The sequence below is a fragment of the Paenibacillus sp. MMO-177 genome, from assembly GCF_037147795.1.
Taxonomy (GTDB): domain Bacteria; phylum Bacillota; class Bacilli; order Paenibacillales; family Paenibacillaceae; genus Pristimantibacillus.
This window is the reverse complement of record NZ_JBBCUR010000009.1, coordinates 20,210-44,821: the sequence shown is the minus strand read 5'-3', so window position 1 is coordinate 44,821 and position 24,612 is coordinate 20,210. Positions and strand designations below refer to the sequence as shown.

The following is a 24,612-nucleotide window of genomic DNA, read 5'->3' as shown; positions in this document are numbered from 1 at the left end:
TTTGTCGTCAAGACACAAACGGCCCCCTGAATGAAAGCTAGGGGTTGTTTGTCGTCAAGACGCAAACCACTCCCATGGAAGTATAAACCTTAGGGGCAACACAACGGAGCATCGCAACGCTGCTACGTTGGATTTTGTACAGCATAGCGGCCTGTTTAGGCTGCTGAACCGATCTACGTTGGATTGCCTCCATTATATTGGTCCATTTGGACGATAATGGGCTCATTCTGGGTTTTATGCTTCTGGAGTGAATTCAACGTAGCGTTAAATGTTTACTTTTTACTCTGATTTTACTGGAGGAAATCCAATGTACGTAAGCTATGAAGAAAGCAAGGGGCTGTCTGGCATGAGACAGCCCCTTGCTTTTCTTTTTAACTTAACCTTTAATCGTTACCGAATTAGTGCTTGTATTGTTCTTCACATCGAGGTGAAGAATTTTGCTGAAGAATTCATCCGGAACGTATAGCGAGCCTTTAATTAACTTAGGCGCGGCAAACAGCTGAATCGGAGCCATTTTGTTAATAATGTAGCTGTTTTTGCCTACGGTTACGGATGTCCATTGCGCGTCGCGGGAAATTTCCGCGCTTTGCGTCTTGTTGCTCCATTTTACCTTGTAGCCCAGCGCTTCAGCTGCTTTGCGAAGCGGAATGTAATGGGCGCCGTTCGGGCCGGCCGTCAGATCCTTGGTGGACAAGGTTAAGATTGGGCCAACCGAAGTGGTGGCATCAACCGGGATATTAATAATGCCGCCGGCATAAGGCGCAATCTCGTATTGCTGGAACACCAGATTGACGATACCCTTGCTGTCCACGAAGTAAGTATGATCGGCATCGATTTTGAACGTTGTCATGGCGTCCGGGAAGAAGTTATCCGGGTTTTTGCTGATGGTGTAGCGCACCGCGCTGTTGGCTGCCGCAAAGCCGCCATCGCCGAGAGCCTGCTCAAGCGTGAGCTCAACGGCTTTCTGGCTGTTTACGATATTGTAGCCCTCAACGGCAGTGCCGCCGTGAGCGCCGCCCGTGTACTCGTAAGTAGATACGGTGAACGAGACAATACCCTTCGCGGCAGTGCTGCCGTCAGCCTTCAGCTCGTAAGTTACATTGAGTTCATAAGCATGGAACGGATAATCGTTTTCTTCCGCGGATTTTTTATCATCGGCCGCAAGAGCCTTGAGCTCGCCGATTTCTTTTGTCGCTTTTGCCTCAATGCTGGCGTTTAATTTATCTTGATAGGAGGTATCGAGCATACCGCTGATGACGGGAACGGAGATTTTTACGGTAAGCAGATCGGATGTTTCCTCAATCACTTTTGTCGTTACTTTAACGGCTTGCGTATCGGGAAGCGATGCGCTGATTGGCACGGCTGTAATCGGTTCGGAAGTTACGGCAACGGGTACGGCAGTGGATTCCGCTGCCATGGCCAATGCAGGAGTAAAGGCAAGCAGGCAGGAGCCGGCAACGGCAATGGTAAGCATTTTGAAAGGTTTTTTCATGATGGGTGGCCTCCTAGTTATAGGTTCGGGAATTGAAGTCACCAAGTAGACGGATGAATGAATCGAAAAGTTTCAGAACTAAACTAATAATTTTTTATTCCGGCCGAGCGGAGACTCCACCTCCAAACGCGATCCGATATCCATCGGCGTCTTTAATGGTAAATTCGTTCCAATGCTCCGAGTAGTTAGGGCCGTTAACAATCTCGACAGCTTTAGCCAGACACTCTTCCGCCAGCAAGTCGACCGCATCCGTATAGACAAAAGCATCAAAGTATAAGCCGCCTTGCACAGCAGAATTTGGCCGCACGTCATCCTTGTTTACGGCAGGGTGCAGAATAAAGGTAATATGTTCTCTTGTTACATGGACATGTCCGCCAATCTCTTCATAGGTAAACCCGAGATTGACGTAGAACGATGAGGCCTCTTGTATATCTTTAACCAGCAAAACGATAGATGAACCCGTAATCTTAGCTCCTGCTATAGCTCCGCTCATTTTACCCTCTCCAGACGCATGGAATATAAATCCAATTTATATCAAAATCATACAATGTGGCTTAAGATGGAGCAATATAAGAAATGGACTGGGTGACGGTTAGTCGGACGAATGGATAGGTTAGTTTGAATTCCGTTTCGTCTACGTTGCACGGAATACAGGATAATTAGCCACGAAGGGTCATTGCTAGGATGTATGCTGCACGGAATGCAGGATAATCGGCCAAATTGGTTCAAAAAGCCTCCTAGGAGGGCCAATATACTGCATTATATACAGCATAACTTGAGCAGGCAGCGCGAAAGCGGCATTTCTCTCTCATTAGATACAATCTGGCCTTGGCAGATTGAACCGGTGAAGAGCGGCAGGACCGGAGCGGAGCAAAAGACATGCTCGCTGAGAAGCGCAGCGCTCGCCTTTGTGCCCGGATTTCAACCGCTATTAGCGGTATATTCGAGGAAATCAGGGTACAACAGCGATCGAAGGAGCATGCCTTTTGCGCAGCGTCCACGCCCGCCAACGGCCAAGCCTGTTCAACAGCCACACAGCCAGATTGTAGAGTTTTTCGGCTATTCCCGACATATTGCTGCCCGGCGGCAATCGGTATAATGGAATCATCCTATTCAAATGGAGGGTTTGTCCACGTGACGAAACGATCAATGACAGCATTACTTGAGCAAATGACGCTGGAGGAAAAGATTTTTCAGCTGATGCAGCTTACCCCTAATTTTCTCAGCGAAGATGACGCTAACCTGACGGGTCCGCTGGCCTGGATGGGCGTTACAGAAAATATGGTGAACAATGCAGGATCCGTGCTGAGCGCCGTTGGCGCGAAGGAAACGATAGCCCTGCAGAAAAAATACATGGAGAACAGCCGCCTCGGCATTCCTCTGCTTCTTATGGCGGATATTATCCACGGCTACCGTACGATTTTCCCGGTGACGCTGGCGATCGGCAGCACTTGGGACCTGGAGCTGGCGGAAAAAAGCGCCGCGATTGCAGCGAAGGAATCGGCCGTTACGGGCATTCACGTGACGTTTGCGCCGATGGTGGACCTTGTCCGCGACCCGCGTTGGGGCCGCGTGATGGAGTCGACGGGCGAAGATCCCTACCTGAACAGCGAGTATGCGCGTGCCTTCGTCCGCGGCTTCCAAGGCGATGACCTGGCAGGCGATATGGACCGCGTTGCCGCATGCGTCAAGCATTTTGCCGCTTATGGCGCAGCGGAAGGCGGACGCGATTACAATACCGTCAACATGTCGGAAAGACAGCTTCGCGAGTCCTATCTGCCGGCTTATAAAGCCGCGCTGGACGAGGGCTGCGAGATGGTGATGACGGCCTTCAACACGGTTGACGGCATTCCGGCCACCGGCAACAAGTGGTTAATGCGCAATCTGCTCCGCGACGAGTGGGGCTTTGACGGCATGCTGATCTCCGATTGGGGCGCAGTAGGCGAGATGATCCCTCATGGCGTTGCGGCGGATGGGGAAGAAGCAGCATTGAAGGCGATTGAAGCCGGCGTCGATATGGAGATGATGACCTCCCACTATGCGAACCATCTCAAGGGGCTTGTGGAAGCGGGGAAAGTGGATATCAAGCTGATTGACGAGTCCGTGCTTCGTATTCTGAAGCTGAAGGACAAGCTGGGTCTCTTCGAGAACCCTTACCGCGCTGCAAACGAAGAAAGGGAGAAGGAAGTTCTGCTGTCGCCCGAGCACCGCGCTGCGGCACGCGAGATTGCGGCCAAGTCCTTCGTGCTGCTGAAGAACGAGCAGGAGACTCTTCCTCTTCGCGGCGGGCAAAAGCTTGCGCTCATCGGACCGTTTGCCGAGAGCGGAGATATTCTGGGTCCTTGGTCGATCTGGGGCAAGCAAGAGGAAACGGTGCAGCTGCATGCCGGTTTATCTGCGCATGCGAACGCGGATATCGTTGCCGTAGCGAAAGGCGCGGGCGTCGACGCTGTAACCGAGGAGCAGCTTCGGGAAGCGGTAGCTGCGGCATCGCAAGCCGATGTGATCGTGCTGGCGCTTGGCGAAAGCTCCGAGATGAGCGGGGAAGCGGGAAGCCGCGGCGACATCCGTCTCCCGCAGGCACAGCTGGAGCTTGTTCAGAAGCTGAAGCCGCTTGGCAAGCCAATCGTGGTTGTGCTGTTCAACGGCAGACCGCTTGATCTGCATGGCGTCATCGAGGAAGCGGACGCGCTCCTCGAGGTTTGGTTCCCGGGTACGGAAGGCGGCAATGCGATCGCGGATGTCCTGTTTGGCGACGTGAATCCTTCCGGGCGTCTGACGATGTCATTCCCATATTCCGTCGGACAAATACCGGTGTATTACAACAACTACAATACCGGACGTCCGCTTACGCCTCAGAATGCGAACGAGCGTTACGTCTCGAAATATTTGGACATGCCGAATGCGCCGCTTCTGCCGTTTGGCTACGGCCTGAGCTACACAAGCTTCTCGTATAGCGAAGCCAGCTTGTCGGCGGACGTTCTGAACGCCGAAGATACGCTTCATGTAACGGTTGACGTGACCAACACGGGAGCCGCTGCCGGCGAAGAGGTTGTCCAGCTGTACGTACGCGATCTTGCCGGCGAGGTTGTCCGTCCGCTGAAGGAGCTGAAGGGCTTCCGCAAGCTGTCTCTCCAGCCCGGCGAGACGCAGACCGTTGCGTTTGCGATTACCGAGGAACAGCTTCGTTATTACCATGCGGATCTACAGCTGAAGAGCGATGCGGGCGAGTTCCACGTCTTTGTGGGTCCCAACAGCCGCGATGCCGAGGCGAAATCGTTCCGTCTTGTGAAATAAAACCAAAAAAAGCGCGGGCCAGCCATAGGCAGGTTCGCGCTTTTTCTGCTGACAACTCCTTTATACGAGCATGCCTATCAGATAATAGCCAAACTCCACTGCTATATCAGGGATTATCTGCCGATTGCACGGTAAAAGAAAGCATGGCGGTTTATTTCGGACATTCCGAGAGCGAACCCATCATGTATCCGCATTCATGAATAAAAAACAAGCGAATCTGCTCCTTTTCGCGTTTTTATCGCGGTTTACAGAAAAGGGGGAAGAGGACTATGATCAAATCTGCAAAACTTCATATGTTCGTATTCGCTGAGTTTCCGTTAGAAACGGAGAGCAGGGGAACCAATTGCGATAGGCAGGAAAGTGCATGCTTGTCGCCGGGGTGAATCGGCATGCCGGCCGCAATGTTGCGGAAGCAGGCTGTAGGGCGACTCTAGACGCCCGAATCCGTCAGCTAACCTTGTAAGCGTTGATAGAGAGGGTGAACTTCGGTTATTTTTACGGGCCGCGGGAGGATGCTCTGCGGTCTTTTTTCTGTGCGTAGAAAAAAGCAAAGGTGGTTACATTAGCACTGATAAGTGTTTGAGTAGCCAAGTATCCAGGTATTAGATGTTTAACTTCAACGTTGGCGGTGACCTGTGTGTTTACTCTTATCAAAAGATTACTGATCGGGCGTCCCCTCAAGTCCACGGAATTAGGGGAACAGAAGCTCATTAAAACGAAGGCGCTTGCGATCCTGTCCTCGGATGCCTTATCATCCGTTGCTTACGGGCCAGAGCAGATTTTGCTCGTCTTGATGACCGTTAGCGCAGCGGCGTTTTGGTATTCGATTCCGATTGGTGTCGGGGTGCTGGTCTTATTAACGGCACTTATCCTGTCTTACCGGCAAATCATATTTGCCTACCCGCATGGCGGGGGAGCTTATGTCGTATCGAAGGAAAATCTCGGTGTATTCCCGGGCCTCATATCCGGCGGCGCCCTGCTGGTCGATTATATATTGACCGTAGCGGTAAGCGTCTCGGCGGGTACGGACGCGATCACATCGGCTTTTCCAAGCCTTCATGAGCATTCCGTACTGATCTCTATTGTGTTTGTCCTTTTTATTACGATCTTAAACCTGCGGGGCGTGACGGAATCGGCGTCTATCCTTGCTTATCCCGTTTACCTATTTGTGCTTGCGATTGTTATCATGGTCATTGTAGGCTTGTACAAAATCGCCACAGGCGACGTATCGCCTGCGCTTCACACCTCGTTAGGAACGCCGGTTGCGGGCATCAGTCTGTTCTTGCTGCTCCGTGCGTTTGCATCCGGCAGCTCGGCTTTGACCGGGGTTGAAGCTATTTCGAACGCGATTCCGAACTTCAAGGACCCTGCGCCGAACAATGCGGCCAAGACGTTATTAGCGATGGGCGGTCTGCTCTCGATCCTGTTCTCTGGCATCGTGTTCCTGGCGTATTACTACGGTATAGCGCCGAAAGAAGAAGTGACGGTTGTGTCGCAGATCGCCGAAGGGATATTCGGACGCCATACGATGTATTATTTTATCCAGGGTACTACGGCTCTTATCTTGATCCTGGCAGCCAACACCGGCTATTCGGCCTTCCCGCTGCTGGCCGTTAACCTGGCAAAGGATAAGTTTATTCCGAGAATGTTTACGGCACGCGGCGACCGTCTCGGTTACTCAAACGGCATCATCAGCCTAGGTGTTCTGTCCATCATCCTGATCGTTGCGTTTCAGGGCAAGACTGAGCATCTGATTCCGTTGTACGCGGTTGGCGTATTTATACCGTTTACGCTGTCGCAGACGGGGATGTTGGTCAAATGGTTCCGCCAAAGGCCGAAGGGCTGGGTTGGCAAGTTCATCATTAACTCGATTGGGGCCCTGATCAGCTTTATCGTCTCGATGATGTTTTTCCTGACGAAGTTCGCGCAGGTATGGTCGATTCTGATTTTCCTGCCGCTTATTATTTTCGTGTTCCACCGGATCAAGAAGCATTATGAGGCGGTGGGCGAGCAGCTTCGGCTTGCGACTTGCGAGCCTGTGATGCCGATTGAGGGCAACGTGATGATTTTGCCGGTATCGGGGATCACGCATGTCGTCGAACATTCGATTCTATATGCCAAGTCGCTGAAGCCGGAACAGATCATTGCCGTGTATGTTCCTTTTGAGAAAGAAGATGAAGCCGTCTTTGAGGAGAAGTGGAAGAAGTTTCAGCCGGATGTCCGGCTTGTAACCTTGCATTCGCCTTACCGCTCGATTACGAATCCGCTCTTCAAGTTTATCGATACCGTGCAGCGCAAGGCGAGCGAGAACAATTACCAGGTAACCGTCATTATTCCGCAGTTTATTCCGAAGAAGGGCTGGCACAACATTTTGCATAACCAAACGAGCTTGATGCTCCGTACCCAGCTTCTTTACCGAAAGGATGTTATCATCACCACCGTGCCTTACCATTTGAAAAAATAGCGAGAAGCCTCGGTCCCGTCGGGACTGGGGCTTTTTTTTGCCTGCTACAGCTCAAGCCCCGTGCCTTGCTTGAAGCGTTTGATAACCATATGAGTGTTGACGTTTACGATCCCTTCAAGCACATAGATTTTTTTGAACAAAAAGTGCTCCAGCGCCTCCTCGTCCTTCAGCAGCGCATGCATATGCAGCGAGCTTGGTCCCGTCATTTGATAGATGCTGATTACTTCCGGTTCCTCCGATAACAGCGCCCCGGCTTGCTCTACGAATCGAGGCTCAACCTCAACTTCGAAAAAAGCGGAGATGGATTTGCCGAGCTTGGTTGTGTTTAACCGTACGGTGAAGTTCTCGATAATCCCGTTGTTCACCATCGCATCCACGCGCTTCTGGATCGCGACTCTAGATAAATTGAGAAGCTCGCCGATCTTGGCGTACGACATCCGTCCGTTATCGTGCAGCAGGCGGATAATTTCCTGATCTGTGTCATCCAAGTGCAGTAAATGCATGGGGCCACTCCTCTTCGATAAAATTTCACGTTAAGCTACTTTGTGCGAGATAAATGTTAGGTATTGGTTTCGAATTTGTTTATTTTTATGTCAGTTAATATAACATTAGTAACCAAATTGGTCTATAGAAAATGACAAAACGGTCCAAAAAAGCCCTTTTTTAGTTACGATATGGTTGACGCTCTGCCGGGCCGCTCTTATACTGATGTCATAAAACATTACATAAGAAACCAAAAGCATACGAAATGGTTGCGAAAACTTCAAATTGCGGGTTAATCAACTTACATGAGGGTGTGATCGGTGTGAAAAAGCAGCTGATTCGTAACGGGACCGTCATCACGATGAATGAGGAGATGCGGGTGATCCCTAATGGTTATGTTCTCATGGAGGGGGATCTTATTTCGGAGGTTGGGGAGTGGCCGTCGGACGGCTCCAAGGATGAGCTTCTCCGGCAGGCGGATATCTTGATGGATGCGCAGGGGAAGGCGGTCATTCCAGGATTGGTGAACGGACACACCCATTTGTTTCAGACCTTTATTAGGGGCGTGTCCGATGATTTGCCGCTGGCGCAATGGCTTCGGCAAATCATATGGCCGGCTTCCCTTGCCATGGAGGAAGAGGACTTCTATCTGGCGGCCATGATCGGCTGCATTGAGAATTTGAAGTCCGGCGCGACCTATATTATGGACCACCACTATGTTCATACCCACCCCGGCAATGATGACGGTGTTCTAAAGGCCATGCAGGAGTCGGGCATCCGCGGTCATATGGCCAGGGGAGGCGTTGACCTCAGCTACGAGCCAAGGCTCAGCGAAACGATTGAGCAAATATTCGGCAATACGGATGTCCTGCTTGATCGCTGGCAAGGAGCGGCCGAAGGCCGGATCTCCATTGCGCTTGGCCCGCTTAATTTATACGGCTGCTCGGAGAGCTTCCTGAGGCAGGCGGCTGATTACAGCCAGCGGAACAATCTGATTACGCACCTTCACGTCGCGGAAACGAAGGATCAGATTGACAACACGATGGAACGTTTCGGGCTTCGGAATCTGGAGCTGGTTGAAGCGGTGGGCCTGCTCGGCAAGCATACGCAGGTCGTCCACGGCGTCTGGCTGGATGATAAGGAGCTGGATCTGCTGAAGAAAAATGATGCGACCGTTATCCATTGCCCGGTTTCCAATATGTATCTGGCTTCCGGCGTAGCGCGCGTGCCCGAGATGCTGGAGCGAGGCATTAATGTGGCCTTGGGAACGGACGGTCCCGGCAGCAATAACTGCCAGGATAATCTCGAAGTGCTGAAGTTCACGGCCTGCCTGCATAAGGTTGATCAGCTGGATTCAACGCTGCTGCCGCCCATGCAGGTGCTGAAGATGGGGACAATCAACGGGGCCAAGGCCGTTGGGAGAGAGCGGGAGCTCGGCAGTCTGGAGCCGGGGAAAAAAGCGGATGTCGTGATCATTGATCTGCAGAAGGCGCATATCGCGCCCATTCACCGGGTCAGCTCGGCCATTGTATATAATGCAAACGGCAATGACGTGGATTCGGTCTTCGTGAACGGTCAGCTTGTCGTTCATCGCGGCAAATGCACGCTGGTGGATGAAGAAGAGATTATCCGCAGGGCGCAGGCAAGGGTCGATGTGCTGCGGCAGAGGCTAGCCACGGCTTATCCGGTATTCAGCGTAGTGGAATAAAGAAGGCGGAGGAGCGGTCTTCATGAGTGAAGCAAGGAGTGTTAATGAAAAGGCGGAGCGATGGGTGAAAGCCGTGGTCGAGGTTCTGTTTTACGCCGGAGCAGTGCTTGTCGCTCTGCTCGCCGGGGGTCTGGTCATGGCGGCAGCGGGCGTATCGCCGCTGGAGGCGTACCGTCTTATCTGGGACGGCGCAGCCGGCGACGCGAACAGCGTGAAGGAAACGCTGGTCAAGGCGACTCCGCTCTTGTTCGCCGGTCTATGCTACACGTTTGCTTACCGGAGCGGCTTGTTCAACATCGGCGCCGAAGGCCAGATCTATATCGGAGCGATGACTGGCACGATGGCCGCGCTGTATATCCCGGGTCTTCCGGGCTTTGCGCATCTGCCTCTCTGCATTGCAGCCGGTGCGGCTGGAGGCGCGGTCTGGGCGGGTATTGCCGGAACGCTCAAAATATTCAAAGGCGCCAGCGAGATTATCAACACCATCATGCTCAATTATATGGGGATCTATTTGGTCAGCTACATGGTGACCGGTCCGATGAAGGATCCGGCCGGTACGCTGCCGCAGTCCGCGAGGCTCCCGGAATCGGCGCTGCTTGCGAGGCTGCTCGACTCCAGGCTGCATTACGGCTTTGTGCTGGCGGTTGCGCTGGCGGTCATTCTGTACGTTGTCTTGAACCGGACGGTCTGGGGCTATGAGATTCGGTCGGTCGGCTTCAATAAGCAGGCAACGAGGGTTATGGGCATTCCGGTCAGCCGCAATATGCTGCTCGTCATGATGGTCAGCGGTGCGATTGCCGGAATCGGGGGTTACGTGGAAATAGCCGGCGTGCAGAACCGTCTCTTCCAGAACTTTTCGCCCGGCTACGGCTATGACGGCATCGCTGTCGCGCTGGTCGGCGGGGCGCATCCGCTTGGCAATATTGGCTCGGCCATTCTGTTTGGCGGATTGCGGAGTGGTGCCAATGCCATGCAGCGGATGACGGGGACCTCGACCTCGCTTGTATACGTTATTCAAGCCACGATTATCGTGCTGGTTGTGTGCAACCGGTATTGGTTCGGCGGCTGGAAGCGGCGGCTCATCGCTTCGCTTGCAGCCCGATTCGGCGGGGACAGCCGCCCGGAAGAGTTGAAAGCTGTGCAAACGGCGCCGGAGACGGCTCTCAGCCTGAACAAAGGGGAGGGATCGAGATGAGCGAGGAAGTAATTGTCAGCTACTTGGCTTCCGCCGTTCGGTTGTCGGTTCCGCTGCTGCTCGCCGCGCTTGGCATTCTGTTCATGTCGAGGAGCGGGATTCTGAACATCGGGATGGAGGGGATGGTTCTGGCAGGCGCATTGTCCGGTGTCGTCGGCGCGCATTATTTCGGCAGTGCGGCTGCAGGCGTAGGGTTTGCCATTGTCGTCACCGGGCTGCTCGGTCTGATGTTTGGTTTTCTCGTCATTACGACGGGAGCCGATCAAGTTGTGATCGGGACGGCGCTTAATCTGTTCGGGTTAGGCATAACAACGGTGTTTGGCCGGAGTCTACTCGGCATGGGGCAGGAAGCGGTGCGGGTAAACGGTATTTCAAGCCTGCGGATTCCGCTGCTGAGCGACATTCCGTATATCGGGGAAGCATTGTTTGATCAGAATGTGCTTGCCTATGCCTCTTACTTGCTGGTGCCGGCTGCGGCGTTTGTTTTCTACCGGACCAATTGGGGGCTCCAGGTTAGAGCGGTAGGGGAGAATCCGCTGGCCGCTGACTCGCTTGGCGTACGCGTTCACCGCATCCGATATATCTGCTGCCTTATTGGCGGGATGCTGGCCGGCATAGCTGGCTGCTCGTTATCGCTTGGCATCCTGAATCAATTTACGGAAAACATGGTGGCAGGCCGTGGTTTTATAGCCTTGTCGGCAGTCATCTTCGGCAAATGGACGCCGCTTGGCACGATGGGTGCTTCTCTCTTGTTTGGCGGGGCGGATGCTCTGCAGTTAAGGTTCCAGTCGTTTGGAATCAAGATTCCGTATCAGTTCATGCTAATGTTTCCTTATTTGCTCACGATGGTGACGCTCGCTTGGTTCTCGGGCAAGAGCAAGCAGCCTGCCGCGACGTCCGCTTCTTATAACAGTCTCGCAGACCGGAACGGTTAGGAGGGAAGGATTATGGAGCCGATTTTGGAAATACGCGGTTTAGTAAAGCGCTTTGGTTCCTTTTTGGCAAATGACCGGTTGAATCTGGCCATTCGGCAGGGCGAGATTCATGCTCTTCTCGGCGAGAACGGTGCCGGGAAAAGCACGCTTATGAACATGCTCTCGGGCATGCTGGAGCCCGACGATGGCGAGATTCTGTACAAGGGCAAGCCTGTCCGGTTTGCATCGCCCCGTGAGGCGGGCAGCGCGGGTATTGGGATGGTGCATCAGCATTTTATGCTCATTCCGGCGTTGACGGTCGCGGAAAACGTACTGCTTGGATTGAAGCAGGATCGCAGCCCGTTCTTTCGCTTTAAGAAGGCTTGCGCGGAGATTCGGGAGCTATCGGACCGCTTTGGTCTGGATGTTCGGCCGGAAGCGAGAGTAAGCGAGCTCTCGGTCGGTCAGCAGCAGCGCGTGGAAATCGTCAAGACGCTGTTCCGGGGCGCCGAGTTCATAATTCTGGATGAGCCGACTGCCGTGCTGACACCCTCGGAGGTGAAGGATTTGTTCCGGGTGCTGCGGACGCTTAAGGAGCAGGGGAAGACGATTATTTTCATCAGCCACAAGCTTCAGGAGATTCTGGAGATTTGCGACCGCGTGACCGTGCTTCGGCTCGGGAGGCTGATCGGTACGCATAGCCTTGACGGCATAACGCCGGCCGATCTCGCCCGCATGATGGTGGGGCGCGATGTTGTCGCTCCGGTCCGGAAGGCAGGCGTCGTGAGCCGGACGGACCGTCTGAAGGTGACGGGGCTCCACGCCAGCGAAAGCGGCGTACCGGTCCTTAAGGATATTTCTTTTCGCATCCGTGAGGGAGAGATTCTTGGCATAGCCGGCGTAGACGGCAACGGGCAGCGCGAGCTGAGCGAGGTGCTGTTCGGGCTTCGTCCCAAGGATGCGGGAATCATCGAGCTGGATGGAGAGGTTCTGCAGCGCCAGCAGCCTCGAAGCATGAAGGAGAAGGGGGTCGCTTATATCCCCGAGGACCGGCATAAGGAAGGGCTTATGCTTCAGATGAGCGTGGAGGAGAATCTGATTGCGAAGGAATACCGGAAGCGCAGATTCAGCAAGGGCGGCATCATCAGCCGAAGGAGAATGCGGGAATGCGCGGAGGAACAGATCAAGAGCTTTGCAATTAAGACCCTAGGCGCCTCGGTTCCGGTCGGCAGGCTGTCCGGAGGCAATCAGCAGAAGGTGATTTTGGCCCGTGAGCTGATGCTGAATCCAAAGGTTATCGTTGCTATGCAGCCTACGCGCGGAATGGATGTCGGCGCGGCGGAATATGTCCACAAGCGGCTGCTTGAAGCTAGTGAGCAAGGCTGCTCCATTCTGCTTATCTCGACGGAGCTGGAGGAAGTGATGGCGCTGTCGGACCGCATTGCGGTGCTGTACAAGGGTGAGCTGCTAGGCACGATGGATAGAGAAAGCGCGGATAGGGATCGCATTGGCCAGCTGATGGCGGGGATCCGTCCGAATGCTTCTTTTGCCATATAGAGGGAACATATCATTTCGATTTGGAGGGGTTAGGATGAGAATGGGGAAATTGGCGAAATCGATGGCGGTATTATGCGTGTGCGTACTGATGATTGTGTTGGCGGCCTGCGGAAGCGATAAAGCGGAGAACAGCGGTGAATCGGGGGCGGCCGGGAAATCGGACAGCGGCGGCAAAAGCCTGAAGGTGGCGTTGCTCACCCCGGGTCCGGTAAATGACAACGGCTGGAACGCAACGGCATATGCCGGGCTTATGAAGATTAAGGAAGAGCTTGGGGCGGAGACGGCTTATTCCGAGAAAGTAAGCAACTCCGATGCGGCTGAGTTCATCCGCGGTTATGCCGATGACGGTTACGACGTTATTATAGGACACGGCTTCGAGTACGGCGACATTATGAAAGAGATCGCTCCCGATTACAAGGATACTTGGTTTCTCGTCAACAGCGCGACTATTTCGCAGGAGCCTAATCTTACTTCCCTCAGCTTGAACAACAGCGAGCAAGGCTACCTGATGGGCTCGATTGCGGCCCTGATGTCGAAGTCCGGCACCGTTGCGGCTATTGGCGGCTCCGATATCCCTCCAATCACAAACTCGGTAAAAGGCTTTGAGCTTGGCGCGAAGGAGACGGTTCCTTCTATAAAAGTGTTGTCTACGATGATGGGCGGCGACAGCGATGTCGCCAAAGCGAAGGAAACCGCGATTTCCTTTATCGAGAAAGGCGCCGATGTCGTTATGACGAATGCGAACCAGGCCGGACTCGGGGGAATTGAGGCGGCGCAGCAAAAAGGCGTATTGGCCATCGGCTCGAACCAGGACCAGAACCCTACGGCTCCGGATACGGTCGTCACCAGCGTTATTCAGGATTATCCGGAAGCGATGAAGGTCGTTGTGGAGCGTATTCAAAAAGGCGAGATGAAGGCTGAATCCCAGCTCCTTGGCGTAAAGGACGGCGCGATTTATCTGGCTCCATTCCATAGCTTCGAGGATAAGGTTTCGAAGGACGTCATGGACAAGATTAATGCCATTGTCGAATCTCTGAAATCCGGCGAGAAAGTCATCGGCAACCAATAACAAAGGGAGAGTGGCTCATATGCTGACAGCAACCGTAAAAGATACCGTACTGCTTAACGAATGGCATCCCGTGTTTATTGCGAAAGACCTCAAGGAAGAACCTGTCTCCGTCATCGTATTGGGCGAGCGGGTAGCCGTATTCCGTACGGCAAGCGGTCAGGTCTATGCGCTGCGCGACTTGTGCATCCACCGCGGCGCCATGCTGTCGAAGGGGAGAGTGGAGGGGGAGACGCTTGTCTGTCCTTACCACGGCTGGAAGTACGATGGCAGCGGCGCATGCGTATGTATCCCGGCCCAGGCGAAGACGGACAAAATTCCGCTGCGGGCGAAAGCGACCAAATACCATGCCGTTGAAAAGTATGGTCTCGTATGGGTTTGCCTAGGAGAGCCGGCAAGCGAGCTGCCGTATCTGGAGGAGTTCGAAAATCCGGAATACCGTCCGCTTCCATGCGGTCCTTACGCGGTACATGCGGCGGGGACCCGCGTTATCGAGAATTTTACGGATTTTGCCCATCTGATGTTTGTTCACGGCGGCCTGCTTGGTCACCCGGATTATGCGGAGCTTCCCGACTTTAAGGTGTATAAGGAGCCTGGACGCGTCTATACCGGGGATGTTCCGATCTTCCAGCCCGTAGCCCATTCCGGCTCCGAGATGGAGGAAGGCACGACGTATGTGTACGTGAAGGAAGTGTTCCGGCCGCTTGCGGCCCGGCTGTCCAAACGGGATGCGGCAACAGGGCAGACGCTGTGGATTCTGTTGACGGTGCTCCCGGTCGAGGAGAAGGAATGTCTCGTCTACATGTCCGTCTCCCGGAATTACGGCTTCGACGTGCCGGATGAGCAGTTCATCAACTTCCAAGACACCGTCTTCGAGCAGGACAAGTGGATTATCGAAACGCAGAAACCGGAGCTGCTGCCGCTCGACCTTCAGCTCGAGCTGAATCATAAGGCGGACTCGCTGTCCGTCGCCTACCGCCGCTGGCTCATCGAGCTTGGCGTCACGTTTGGCACAACGTAGCGGCAATGAGAAAAGAGACGACTCTTCCAGCCGGAAGGCATGGCGAGTCGTCTCTTTTTTGTTTTATTCATGAGCTTAATGATGCGGCGCATCGTTAAGCTTGAAAAATGGCCGAAATAGCTCGAAATGGTGCTGCCTGGGGTAGCTTAACGATGCCTCGCATCGTTAAGCAAAACGGCACCAGCCCGGCACATGGAGTTACAACTCCACTTCCTTAACGGAAGCGGCTCTTTGCTTCGACGGCCAGAATACCCATTTGCCGATCCATACCGTCAGTGCCGGTACGAGGAAGGAGCGTACGATAAACGTATCGAGCAGGACGCCGATGGCCGTGACGGTGCCGAACTGGACGAGCACCTGAATCGGCAGCGTCGCGAGTACCGCGAAGGTGCCTGCGAGAATGATGCCTGCGGAAGTAATGACGCCGCCGGTCTGTGCAACGCCCTCTACGATAGCGCGATTAAGCGGCATCGTTTTGCTCTTTTTCCAGATGCTCGACACCATAAAGATGTTGTAGTCCTCGCCCAAGGCAACCAGGAAGACGAAGGCGTACAGCGGAATCAGACCTTGTATCGCTTCGGCGCCAAACAGGTAATGGACGACCAACCAGCCTATGCCTAAGGCGCTAAAGTAGGAGAGAAGCACGGTGCCCATCAAGTAAAGCATCGCCACGAACGAACGCAGGTAGAGCAGCAGGAGCAAGGCGATCATCCCAATTATAACGGGAATAATGATATAGGCATCATTCGTTGTTTCATGCCGCGTATCATATTGCTCGGCAGTCGCTCCCGCAATCCATACTTTATCTGCCGCGTCGGCAATGCCTGCATCCGAAAGCGATTGTTCCGCGGCGGAACGGATCACCGGTATCATATCAAGCGCTTCAATCGAGTACGGGTTCATCGCAAGCTCAACGTTGTAGGATACAATGCTTGAATCCTTCGTATTCGCTGCAGGTTCGGAAACGCTGCTGATATTCGCCAGCTCTCCTAGCTTCTGATCAAGCGGAAGGTTCTTGCCATCGGTCTTCACGAGTACCTGTACCTTCGCCAGGCTTCCCTTGGAGAAGTGGTCGCCGATTAAATCGAAGCCTTCGCGCGAAGGCATATCCTTCGGGAAGGAGGACAGCGTGTCGTACGTAAATTTGATTTGTGTCGAAAAAGCCGCCGTTATGCCAAGCACGATCAATGTGGAAATCGCGATTGTCTTCGGACGTTTCACAATAGCTTCGCCCAGCCGGATGCCAAAGCTTGCTTTGGTCTTCGGCGCGGGAAGCGGCTTGTTTTTGCGCGCGGCGCGGGCAGCCTGCATTTCCGGCGTACGCGGTACGAACGGAAAGAAGGAAGCGCGGCCGAGAATCGCCAGCAATGCGGGTACAAGCGTCAGGCTTGCAATCATCATAATGAGGATCGACAAGCTGAACGGCACCGCGAAGCGATGAATTGCGCCGTACTCGGCCAGCAGCAAAGCCAGCAAAGACATCACTACCGTCAAGCCGCTCATCGTAATGGCGCCGCCGGAGTCGCTTAAGGCTTTGAGCAGGGCTTGTTTCTTATTGGATTCCTCCGTCAGCACGCTGCGGAAGCGCGCAATAAGGAAGAGGCAGTAGTCCGTTCCTGCGCCAAAGAGCAATACGGTCATAATGGATAAGCCTTGCGAATCATAGGTGATCCAGCCTTCATCTGCCATCCAGCCGAGAATCGGGCCGGTCAAGCCATAAGCGAAGCCAACCGCAACCAGCGGGATGAGTGCGAGAATAGGCGAGCGGTAAATGAATAAAAGAATAACGAGCACAAGCAGCGTTGTTGCGATTAACAGGGACACGTCCGCGTCCTTGAACAGCGAGGTGGCGTCCACGCCGATACCGGCGGGTCCGGTAATCCGGCCGACAAGGCCTTCCTCGTTCAAGGCGGCGTCAAACGGCTTGGATGGAAAAATGCCATTCGCATCGGCTTGCAGCTGCTCCAGGCTGATCTTCAGATCGTCGGAAGAAGCGTTCTTGTCAAATACAACGGTCTGCAGGAAGGTCGTACCGTCTTCGGATGCCATGCCTTTTAACGCCGGAAGCGGCATTTCGTGAAGCGGCGGCAGCTCCGTCTGCTGTGGCAGCGGTTCATCCGCCAGCTTCTTGGATAAAGCCTGGATCTGGCCAAGATCCTCGTCGGTGAGACCGGCGTCTCTATGCCAGGCGATAATAGCCGGAATGCCATTATGCTCGTTTAAGGCATCGGCCTGCACGGACGGGGCGCTGCTCACAAGATTGGCTGCGGCATCGTCTTTATGATCGCTCGACGACGGCAGGAAGGCATTGGCAAGACCAACAATAACAATCCACAGCACCAAAGTGATCCATCGTCCCCGTTTGCCGCTCACGGCATCCGCTATACGTTTCAATCCATTCATATTTTCTCATCTCCCTATCAATAAACATAAACCTTATATCTTTTCTTCTCTTCCCTGATCGGAGGCAAGCCCGTACAGCAAAATATCGACGGTTCGCGTCGCCCGTGCTTCCGCCGGTATGGGGATGCTGGCGCCTCCGCGCGGCTTGCGTTGAACCATGCTTAGCAGCGTAAAGGCTGAAGGAATCGGATCAAGTCCGAGCTGCTCCGCCCCTTTCAAATGGCCTTTCTGCTGTCCTTCCTCGAACAAGGAGGCAATGGGTATCAAATAGCATTCCTGCCACCATTGATTGATGAGCTGCCGGTTTTCCGGGCGGAGCTCCTGGCGGATGTCCCGTTCCATCTGGCTCAGATCATCGGGCATGTTGTTCAAAATATAAACGACGAGCTTGATGAGTCGTTCTCTTACCGAGCCTTCGCTTGCGACAAGCTCGTTCATCGCGATTTTCGTCTCTTCCGTAACGGCTCGCAGCACCTCGGTATAGAGAGCTTCTTTATCCGCGAAATAATGGTACATGGCGGGCTGCGTCAGGCTGCAGGCTTCAGCGATCTGGCGAGTCGTAACCGAGCGGTAGCCATGCTCCATGAACAGGTCATGCGCGGTATGGATAATCATCGAGCGGGTTGCTTCGTCAAGGGGTTGTTTTTTTCGGCGTGCCATCGTTTAAATACTCCTTCTGATTGAAATACGGTTTCCTCCTTTTATTTTATCACATGATAAATAAACTGATTCGAAAATTATTTTATCGCTTGATAAATTAATTGGCAAGATAAAAAAAAGCCAGATGAACCAAAAAAGGTTCGTCTGGCTTGTCTTGTTCAAAACCCGTTCACAAATGATTAGAAATCGAAGTTGTCCGGGTCAGGACCAACGCGGCGGTCTTCGTTCAGAGCGTCGATTGCGGCCATATCGTCGGAGGACAACTCGAAATCAAACACGTGGGCGTTCTCGATGATGCGGGATTCCTTGATCGATTTCGGAATCGTTACGACACCGTTTTGCAGATCCCAGCGCAGAATGACTTGGGCTACCGACTTGCCGTGTTTGGCTGCGATTTCGCCCAGTACCGGATGATCAAGCAGCTGGCCTTGCATCAACGGGGACCATGCCTCCAGTTGGATGTTATGCTCGCGGGTGAAGGAGCGGAGCTCATTCTGGGCAAGCATCGGATGGTATTCGACTTGGTCAACCATCGGCATAACCTCGGCATCCTTCATTAAGTCTTGCAGATGATGCACGTGGAAGTTGCTTACGCCAATCGCTTTCACGCGGCCTTGCTTGTAAAGCGTCTCGAGAGCGCGCCATGCGTCTTTGTATTTGCCTTCAACCGGCCAGTGAATCAGGTACAGATCCAGATAGTCCAGGCCAAGCTTGTTCAGGCTTGTCTCGAAAGCCGCAAGCGTCGACTCGTAACCGAGATCGGCGTTCCATACCTTCGAAGTGATAAACAGATCTTCTCTTTCAATGCCATGCTCGGCCATCGATTCGCGGACAGCTTGGCCAACGCCGGTTTCATTATCGTAGATAGCCGCCGTATCGATGCTGCGGTAGCCGTTCTTGATCGCGTCTTTTACAGATTGAATCACGACGCTGCCGTCCTCCACTTTGAATACGCCAAGGCCAAGCCAAGGCATAGCTACGCCGTTTTGCAGAATAACTTTATCGTTTAGATGTTTTGCTGTTGTCATGTTGGGAATCCTCCTAAAATGAATTATCACCTTAGCGGCCTCGTATGGCCGCTAGTGATCATTCATGCTTCGTAAGCATGGACCTAATGAATTATCACCCTAGTGGCCTCGAAAGGCCGCTAGTGAGGATTCATGCTTCGTAAGCATGAGCTTAATTTAAGCCGAAGCTTTCAGTTCTTTGCCTTTTGCATCTTTGTTTTCCATGGAGCGGCTCCATGCCGTCAGGGCAACGGCGCCAAGCACCATAATCGCGCCAATCCAAGGGGTATGAATCAGGCCAAGCTCATCGGTAATAACGCCGCCGACGTAAGCGCCAATGGCGATGCCGGCGTTAAAGGCCGAGATGTTCAAGGCAGACACGACATCAATGGATTTGGGCATATACCGTTCCGCAAGCAGAACGACGTACATTTGAAGACCCGGGACGTTCATGAAGGCCAGAAGGCCCATCAAGGTAATCGTCACTAACGCGGCGGCCGCGTAAGGCGCCGTAAACGTCAGTACCAGCAGGATAACCGCCTGCAAAATAAACATCACAAGCAGAGCCGACAACGGCTTCTTGTTAGCCGCTTTGCCGCCGATGATATTGCCTACCGCAATCGCGACGCCGTACAGAACCAGAATGCCCGCAATCGTACTCTCTTTAAACCCGGTGATATCATGAAGCAGCGGCGACAGGTAGGTAAAGACGACAAACGTACCGCCGTACCCAAGCATCGTAATGGCAAAAGCGAGAAGCAGCCGGCCGTTCTTCAGTACTTTGAAAGGCTCGCTCAGCTTCGTCCGGTTACCCTTGCGCAAGGTATTCGGGATAAGCAGCAGATTGGAAATAAGCGCGATGACGCCAATCACGGCAATGGCGATAAAAGCGGTGCGCCAGCCCATATGCTGTCCAAGCAGCGTGCCAAGCGGCACACCGGTCACGGTAGCGACCGTAAGGCCCGAGAACATCATCGCAATCGCGCTCGCCCGGCGGTCCTCAGGGACAAGATCCGCGGCGATCGTCGAGCCGATTGACATAAACACGCCATGCGAGAAGGATGAGATCACACGGGCAATGAGCAGCACTGCAATACTTCCCGCGCTGGCCGCAAGGCTGTTGCCGAGAATAAAGATGATCATAATCGCAATCAGCAGCGTTTTGCGCGGTACCCTTGAGGTCAGGGCGGTAAGCAGCGGCGCCCCTACGGTAACGCCTACCGCATATAAAGTAACGGATAAACCCGCTGTCGTAACGGTTATGTCCAGATCTTCCGAGATTAAAGGCAGGAGTCCAACACTGATGAACTCCGTCGTTCCGATGGCAAAAGAGCTGATGGCAAGCGCGAGCAGCGCCAGCGCCGAGCGGCTCTGTTTTGTAACCATATCGCTAACACTCTCCGTTTCGTAATGTTGTATTGTTCGGCCGGTAAGTGCTATTATGGAGGCAATCGGTCGGTGTGACTAGTACGCACTATTTTGTAATATAGATACTAAAAAGTAATATAGGCACTAAAAAGTACCTATGGAACTGGAGGGATCAGCAATGGAAACAACAATGGTACCGCCGAAGAAATACAACATTTCCGTGGAAGCAACGCTTGAAGTGATCGGGGGCAAGTGGAAATGCGTGATTTTATGCCATCTGACGCATGGCAAGAAAAGAACCAGCGACTTCAAGCGGCTTATGCCTTCTATCACGCAAAAAATGCTGACCCAGCAGCTAAGGGAGCTGGAGGACGACGGAATCGTGAATCGGATTGTCTACAATCAGGTGCCTCCAAAGGTTGAATACGAGCTTACGCCGTACGGAGATAGTCTGCGCCCGATCCTGGATTCCTTATGCAATTGGGGAGAGCAGCACATCATTAAGGAATACGGCAGCAAAGCGGCGGTGCTTGAAGATAACATCTTAAATAATTTACATGATTAATGAACAAGAAGTCCTTCCGTCTAACTGGCGGAGGGGCTTTTGCTTTGTTGTCCGTTTGACGCTGGGGAGACGGATACCGTATAATTGGATCACTAATTTAGTAATTTAGTAAATATTAATGGTATAAATAATTTTTTCAAAAACGGAGGAATTCCCATGAAAATCCCTACAACTCTAAAGCATAAACCGGTGATCGTCTCTGAAAATTACGAGCAGGTGGATGGACGTTACGCCGAGCATACGGACGCAAAAGGGCTGTCGCTTGGGCTTGCCCAATGGAACGACAGAGGCAAGGTCGAAATCTCGGCGAAGGTATGGCGTTACACCGGCGAGAAATGGTCGCGCCAATCCGAAGAGCTGCCGCTTCACCGCGTGCTGGATCTGGCGATTCTGATCACCCGGTCGATGCAGCATTTCCGCGAGGAGTCTTACCGGTACGCTAATCTGTATGATCCGGAGAAGCCCGTTATTGACCGCATTGGCCTGCAAGGAGATGCGATGACCGTCGAGGTGTGTACGGATAACGAGAAAATCAATCAGGATATCAAGCTGTTCAGCCAGGCGCTGAGCGACGACGATGAGCTGAACGGGGAACGTCTGCGCACGTTGTCCCGCATTTTGAAAGAGCTTGGCTATTAAGAATCGTGTTCGTCCTTCCGACAGCCGGCGTTAATCTTCCTCCCCGCAATGGCAGTCATGGGGCGGTATGCCATTTCATAGAATAAGGCATACCTTAAAAGGAAGTGAAGCCATGAGGAGTTATCAGTGGATCAAGTGGCGTAGATTCCTCCTCAGGCTAGTAGTCCTCGTCATCCTTGTTTCGCTTGTCTGGTCAGGAGGACCAACGGCTTGGAATGCTGCGCTTGTTGTTTCCAGCTATTTGTTTCAGCTGCTGTTCGCCGTCTTGTTCATGATTATTCAGTTTGCCGCTTTGTTCTGGTTCCTGTCCAGAGGGCGGACGTACTGGGTATTGCCGGGGGAGACGGGCGCCACTTGGGATGATTACCGGGGCAACCCGGAAATCGTGGAGAACGCCAAGCGGATCGTCAGCCTGCTGAGGGGCGTGAAGGACTTCAAGAAGATGGGCGGCGAGGCCATACGGGGTCTCCTGCTGTGCGGACCGCCGGGAACGGGCAAGTCCTATCTGGCCCAAGTCATTGCCAACGAAGCGCAAGTGCCGTTTGCGTACGCCTCCGCTCCGAGTTTCCAGAACATGTTTTTTGGCGTCGGCAATCTGAGGGTGATGCGGATCTACAAAAAAGCCCGGAAGCTGGCGCGCATGTACGGAGCCTGCATTATTTTCATCGACGAAGTAGATGCCATCGGCATGTCGAGACAAAGCGGCGGCGGTGGCGGAGGCATGTTCGGCATGGGCGGCGGCACCGGGCTTCTGAACGAGCTGCTCCTGCAGATGGACCCTCCGAACCTCGACAGCTCGAGGTTTAAGAAATTCCTGCGCCAGCTAGGCCTGCTGCGGAAGAAAGCGGAACGCCCGCCCGTGCTGACCATTGCCGCAACCAACCTGCCGGATGTACTGGATCAGGCTTTGCTCCGACCGGGGCGGTTCGACCGCCAGCTATGGGTGGACTCGCCGGATTACGACGGACGCGTTGACGTGTTCGGATACTATCTCCGGAAGATAAAAACCGACTCGACGCTTACTCCGGAGAAGGCCGCGATGGATACGATCGGATACAGTCCTGCCCAAATCAAGCATATCGTCAACGAAGCCGTCGTTATCGCGCATCAGCGGGGCGCGCAGGAAGCGGGTTACGAGGACTTCCGCGCCGCGATGGAGACGTATGAATGGGGCCTCAAGCAGCCTCTTCGTTCCATGAAGGACGACGAGAAGAGGAACGTCGCGTACCACGAAGCAGGGCATGCGGTGGCGCAATTCCTGCTCAAGCCGCATGAACGGGTATGGAAGGTGACCATAATCCGGCGCGGCGGATCGCTTGGGCTTGCGGCTACGAAGCCGACGCACGAGCGGTATAACCGGAGCGACAGCGAGATATTGGCTCATATCCAAGTTTGCCTCGCGGCCCGCGCCGTAGAGGAGGAGTTCCTCGGCAAGAAGCTGAACGGCGTAACCTCCGACCTGCGCCAGGCAACGGAAAGCGCAGGCGCTTATCTGGGCATGGTCGGGATGGGCGACGAGCTGTACAGCTTCCTGGCGGCCGGATCCAGAATGGATGCATTGAAGTCTCTGCGTCCGCAGATTAACGAGCTGCTGAAGGATCAGATGCAGCAGGTGAAGAAGCTTGTCCGCGATCATTCCGATTTCGTGCATAAGATTGCGGAAGAGCTGCTGCTGCACGGCGATCTGACCGGCGAGGAAATCGAGCGGATCTATCGAGATCTGTACGGCAGGCCGCGTCCGGAGCCGTCCGAGGTGAAAGTGACCGTTACGCCGGCTGCTCCGGTGCCGGTCAAGGAGCCAGCCCCGCCTGTGACGGAACCAGCCGGGGAAACGGCGGAGCAGGACGATAAAAAAGAAACGGAATCCGATCCCGACCGCGGTGAACCGGAATCCTGATGATAGAAGGCCCGGCCGTTATGGCTGGGTCTTTTGCCGTTCCGGTGGTACAATAAAAGGCAAAGCAAGAGAGGAGCGGAATTCTTAAAGCATGGTACAAGAGAGAAGCATGGAGAGAAAAGGCGTCTTTTTTGATGTGGACGATACGCTGTACGATCATTTATCCCCCTTCCGTCAGGCGCTTATCGCCATTGTTGGCGACCGGGAGGGTTTTCCTTACGAAGAGGCCTATCACCGGATGCGGTACTATAGCGACATGCTGTCGCTGGAGATGGGCGGAGCAGGCGCGATGGAGAGCGGCTCAAGCACGGAGTTGATGCGCCGGCGGCGGTTCGAGCTGGCTCTTGCGGAGTTCGGAATCGCGCTCAGCGAGGAGCAGGCGGCGGCTATGCAGGCTGCTTATATTGGCTGCCAGTTCAATATTACGATGTTCGAAGGAGCCAAGGAGCTGATTGAACAGCTGGTCAATGCCGGTTATGTGGTTGGTCTGCTGACGAATGGCGCCGAGAATCATCAGCTCCGGAAAATCCGGGCGATGGAGCTCGATCATCTTATTCCGCCGGAGCGGCAGTTCATCTCGGGCAAGATTGGCTGGGACAAGCCGGATATACGGGTATTTAATCATGTGAACGAAGCAACCGGAACAAGGCCGGAGAACAGCATTTATATCGGCGACTCGTGGCGCAATGACGTCATTGGCGCACTCGAAGCGGGCTGGACGGTGATCTGGTTCAACCATCGGGAGGCAAGCCCGGAATCCGGCGAGCATACGCCGAATCATACGGCAGCCAGCTACGGGGAATTAGCCAAGCTGTTGTTATAGAAAAAGATCCGGCTCGGGATTTCATTGCTATTTGCCCATATGCTGTGATATAT

The 24,612-nt window shown here is 53.8% G+C and carries 20 protein-coding genes and 1 riboswitch; of the genes, 12 read left to right on the top strand and 8 right to left on the bottom strand.

Annotated features, from left to right (window positions below; genetic code table 11):
- Window positions 1-376: 376 nt before the first annotated feature.
- The 3 genes from WFK81_RS23840 to WFK81_RS23830 all read right to left on the bottom strand — a co-directional run bounded on the left by WFK81_RS23840 (window position 377) and on the right by WFK81_RS23830 (window position 2,600).
- Entirely contained in the window at window positions 377-1,492 is a 1,116-nt protein-coding gene (locus WFK81_RS23840) for a PdaC/SigV domain-containing protein (protein ID WP_336789069.1), read from the bottom strand.
- 94 nt (window positions 1,493-1,586) lie between these two features.
- A complete protein-coding gene (locus tag WFK81_RS23835; protein ID WP_336789067.1) occupies window positions 1,587-1,985 on the bottom strand; it encodes a VOC family protein in 399 nt (132 codons plus the stop codon).
- Between the two features lie 459 nt (window positions 1,986-2,444).
- Window positions 2,445-2,600 carry a hypothetical protein gene (locus WFK81_RS23830; RefSeq protein WP_336789066.1) on the bottom strand — a complete coding sequence of 52 codons (156 nt, stop codon included), beginning with the start codon at window positions 2,598-2,600 and terminating at the stop codon, window positions 2,445-2,447.
- Between the two features lie 26 nt (window positions 2,601-2,626).
- Here WFK81_RS23830 and bglX point away from each other — a divergent pair, with 26 nt between their 5' ends.
- Complete coding sequence (gene bglX / locus WFK81_RS23825; protein ID WP_336789064.1) at window positions 2,627-4,789, top strand: beta-glucosidase BglX; 2,163 nt, start codon at window positions 2,627-2,629, stop codon at window positions 4,787-4,789.
- A gap of 294 nt (window positions 4,790-5,083) precedes the next feature.
- Window positions 5,084-5,271: riboswitch (cyclic di-AMP (ydaO/yuaA leader) on the top strand.
- A gap of 155 nt (window positions 5,272-5,426) precedes the next feature.
- Complete coding sequence (locus tag WFK81_RS23820) at window positions 5,427-7,253, top strand: APC family permease (RefSeq protein WP_336789062.1); 1,827 nt, start codon at window positions 5,427-5,429, stop codon at window positions 7,251-7,253.
- Window positions 7,254-7,297: 44 nt separating this feature from the next.
- Here the strand turns inward: WFK81_RS23820 and WFK81_RS23815 are convergent, their stop codons facing one another.
- The gene (locus WFK81_RS23815; RefSeq protein ID WP_127498721.1) at window positions 7,298-7,756 is read right to left on the bottom strand and encodes an Lrp/AsnC family transcriptional regulator; all 459 of its coding nucleotides are present in this window, start codon (window positions 7,754-7,756) and stop codon (window positions 7,298-7,300) included.
- Between the two features lie 302 nt (window positions 7,757-8,058).
- Here WFK81_RS23815 and WFK81_RS23810 point away from each other — a divergent pair, with 302 nt between their 5' ends.
- Genes WFK81_RS23810 through WFK81_RS23785 form a run of 6 tightly spaced genes read left to right on the top strand, consistent with a single transcriptional unit; the run spans window position 8,059 to window position 15,197 of the window.
- Complete coding sequence (locus tag WFK81_RS23810; RefSeq protein ID WP_336789060.1) at window positions 8,059-9,444, top strand: amidohydrolase family protein; 1,386 nt, start codon at window positions 8,059-8,061, stop codon at window positions 9,442-9,444.
- 22 nt (window positions 9,445-9,466) lie between these two features.
- Window positions 9,467-10,639, top strand: coding sequence for an ABC transporter permease (locus tag WFK81_RS23805; protein WP_336789058.1), 1,173 nt, complete (start codon window positions 9,467-9,469; stop codon window positions 10,637-10,639).
- A complete protein-coding gene (locus WFK81_RS23800; protein WP_336789056.1) occupies window positions 10,636-11,574 on the top strand; it encodes an ABC transporter permease in 939 nt (312 codons plus the stop codon). Before WFK81_RS23805 ends, WFK81_RS23800 begins: the two co-directional genes overlap by 4 nt.
- A gap of 12 nt (window positions 11,575-11,586) precedes the next feature.
- On the top strand, window positions 11,587-13,110 hold the full coding sequence (locus WFK81_RS23795) for an ABC transporter ATP-binding protein (RefSeq protein WP_336789054.1): 1,524 nt from the start codon (window positions 11,587-11,589) through the stop codon (window positions 13,108-13,110).
- Between the two features lie 34 nt (window positions 13,111-13,144).
- On the top strand, window positions 13,145-14,179 hold the full coding sequence (locus WFK81_RS23790; RefSeq protein ID WP_336789052.1) for a BMP family protein: 1,035 nt from the start codon (window positions 13,145-13,147) through the stop codon (window positions 14,177-14,179).
- A gap of 19 nt (window positions 14,180-14,198) precedes the next feature.
- Window positions 14,199-15,197 carry an aromatic ring-hydroxylating dioxygenase subunit alpha gene (locus WFK81_RS23785; RefSeq protein WP_336789050.1) on the top strand — a complete coding sequence of 333 codons (999 nt, stop codon included), beginning with the start codon at window positions 14,199-14,201 and terminating at the stop codon, window positions 15,195-15,197.
- A 198-nt stretch (window positions 15,198-15,395) separates the two neighbouring features.
- Here the strand turns inward: WFK81_RS23785 and WFK81_RS23780 are convergent, their stop codons facing one another.
- From WFK81_RS23780 to WFK81_RS23765, 4 genes are all read right to left on the bottom strand, one after another.
- Window positions 15,396-17,600: an MMPL family transporter gene (locus tag WFK81_RS23780; protein ID WP_336789048.1), complete on the bottom strand. Its 2,205-nt coding sequence runs from the start codon at window positions 17,598-17,600 to the stop codon at window positions 15,396-15,398.
- 33 nt (window positions 17,601-17,633) lie between these two features.
- Window positions 17,634-18,260, bottom strand: a complete 627-nt coding sequence (locus WFK81_RS23775) for a TetR/AcrR family transcriptional regulator (protein WP_336789046.1) — start codon at window positions 18,258-18,260, stop codon at window positions 17,634-17,636.
- A 179-nt stretch (window positions 18,261-18,439) separates the two neighbouring features.
- Entirely contained in the window at window positions 18,440-19,288 is an 849-nt protein-coding gene (locus tag WFK81_RS23770; RefSeq protein WP_336789044.1) for an aldo/keto reductase, read from the bottom strand.
- A 156-nt stretch (window positions 19,289-19,444) separates the two neighbouring features.
- A complete protein-coding gene (locus tag WFK81_RS23765; protein ID WP_336789042.1) occupies window positions 19,445-20,653 on the bottom strand; it encodes an MFS transporter in 1,209 nt (402 codons plus the stop codon).
- A gap of 160 nt (window positions 20,654-20,813) precedes the next feature.
- On the opposite strand from WFK81_RS23765, the gene WFK81_RS23760 reads away from it, so the two are divergent.
- From WFK81_RS23760 to WFK81_RS23745, 4 genes are all read left to right on the top strand, one after another.
- On the top strand, window positions 20,814-21,200 hold the full coding sequence (locus tag WFK81_RS23760) for a winged helix-turn-helix transcriptional regulator (protein WP_336789041.1): 387 nt from the start codon (window positions 20,814-20,816) through the stop codon (window positions 21,198-21,200).
- Between the two features lie 156 nt (window positions 21,201-21,356).
- Window positions 21,357-21,839, top strand: a complete 483-nt coding sequence (locus tag WFK81_RS23755) for a DUF6530 family protein (RefSeq protein WP_336789039.1) — start codon at window positions 21,357-21,359, stop codon at window positions 21,837-21,839.
- 112 nt (window positions 21,840-21,951) lie between these two features.
- Window positions 21,952-23,736: an AAA family ATPase gene (locus WFK81_RS23750; protein WP_336789038.1), complete on the top strand. Its 1,785-nt coding sequence runs from the start codon at window positions 21,952-21,954 to the stop codon at window positions 23,734-23,736.
- Between the two features lie 91 nt (window positions 23,737-23,827).
- Window positions 23,828-24,559 carry an HAD family hydrolase gene (locus WFK81_RS23745; protein ID WP_336789037.1) on the top strand — a complete coding sequence of 244 codons (732 nt, stop codon included), beginning with the start codon at window positions 23,828-23,830 and terminating at the stop codon, window positions 24,557-24,559.
- Window positions 24,560-24,612 lie beyond the last annotated feature (53 nt).

Excerpts from the sequence above, each read along its gene's own strand:
- WFK81_RS23830 (WP_336789066.1), bottom strand. The coding sequence starts at position 2,600 with ATGATTCCATTATACCGATTGCCGCCGGGCAGCAATATGTCGGGAATA.
- WFK81_RS23790 (WP_336789052.1), top strand. The coding sequence starts at position 13,145 with ATGAGAATGGGGAAATTGGCGAAATCGATGGCGGTATTATGCGTGTGC.
- WFK81_RS23765 (WP_336789042.1), bottom strand. The coding sequence starts at position 20,653 with ATGGTTACAAAACAGAGCCGCTCGGCGCTGGCGCTGCTCGCGCTTGCC.
- WFK81_RS23775 (WP_336789046.1), bottom strand. The coding sequence starts at position 18,260 with ATGGCACGCCGAAAAAAACAACCCCTTGACGAAGCAACCCGCTCGATG.
- WFK81_RS23835 (WP_336789067.1), bottom strand. The coding sequence starts at position 1,985 with ATGAGCGGAGCTATAGCAGGAGCTAAGATTACGGGTTCATCTATCGTT.
- WFK81_RS23805 (WP_336789058.1), top strand. The coding sequence starts at position 9,467 with ATGAGTGAAGCAAGGAGTGTTAATGAAAAGGCGGAGCGATGGGTGAAA.
- WFK81_RS23840 (WP_336789069.1), bottom strand. The coding sequence starts at position 1,492 with ATGAAAAAACCTTTCAAAATGCTTACCATTGCCGTTGCCGGCTCCTGC.
- WFK81_RS23780 (WP_336789048.1), bottom strand. The coding sequence starts at position 17,600 with ATGAATGGATTGAAACGTATAGCGGATGCCGTGAGCGGCAAACGGGGA.
- WFK81_RS23815 (WP_127498721.1), bottom strand. The coding sequence starts at position 7,756 with ATGCATTTACTGCACTTGGATGACACAGATCAGGAAATTATCCGCCTG.
- WFK81_RS23760 (WP_336789041.1), top strand. The coding sequence starts at position 20,814 with ATGGAAACAACAATGGTACCGCCGAAGAAATACAACATTTCCGTGGAA.
- WFK81_RS23750 (WP_336789038.1), top strand. The coding sequence starts at position 21,952 with ATGAGGAGTTATCAGTGGATCAAGTGGCGTAGATTCCTCCTCAGGCTA.
- WFK81_RS23755 (WP_336789039.1), top strand. The coding sequence starts at position 21,357 with ATGAAAATCCCTACAACTCTAAAGCATAAACCGGTGATCGTCTCTGAA.
- WFK81_RS23785 (WP_336789050.1), top strand. The coding sequence starts at position 14,199 with ATGCTGACAGCAACCGTAAAAGATACCGTACTGCTTAACGAATGGCAT.
- WFK81_RS23770 (WP_336789044.1), bottom strand. The coding sequence starts at position 19,288 with ATGACAACAGCAAAACATCTAAACGATAAAGTTATTCTGCAAAACGGC.
- WFK81_RS23795 (WP_336789054.1), top strand. The coding sequence starts at position 11,587 with ATGGAGCCGATTTTGGAAATACGCGGTTTAGTAAAGCGCTTTGGTTCC.
- WFK81_RS23745 (WP_336789037.1), top strand. The coding sequence starts at position 23,828 with ATGGTACAAGAGAGAAGCATGGAGAGAAAAGGCGTCTTTTTTGATGTG.
- WFK81_RS23800 (WP_336789056.1), top strand. The coding sequence starts at position 10,636 with ATGAGCGAGGAAGTAATTGTCAGCTACTTGGCTTCCGCCGTTCGGTTG.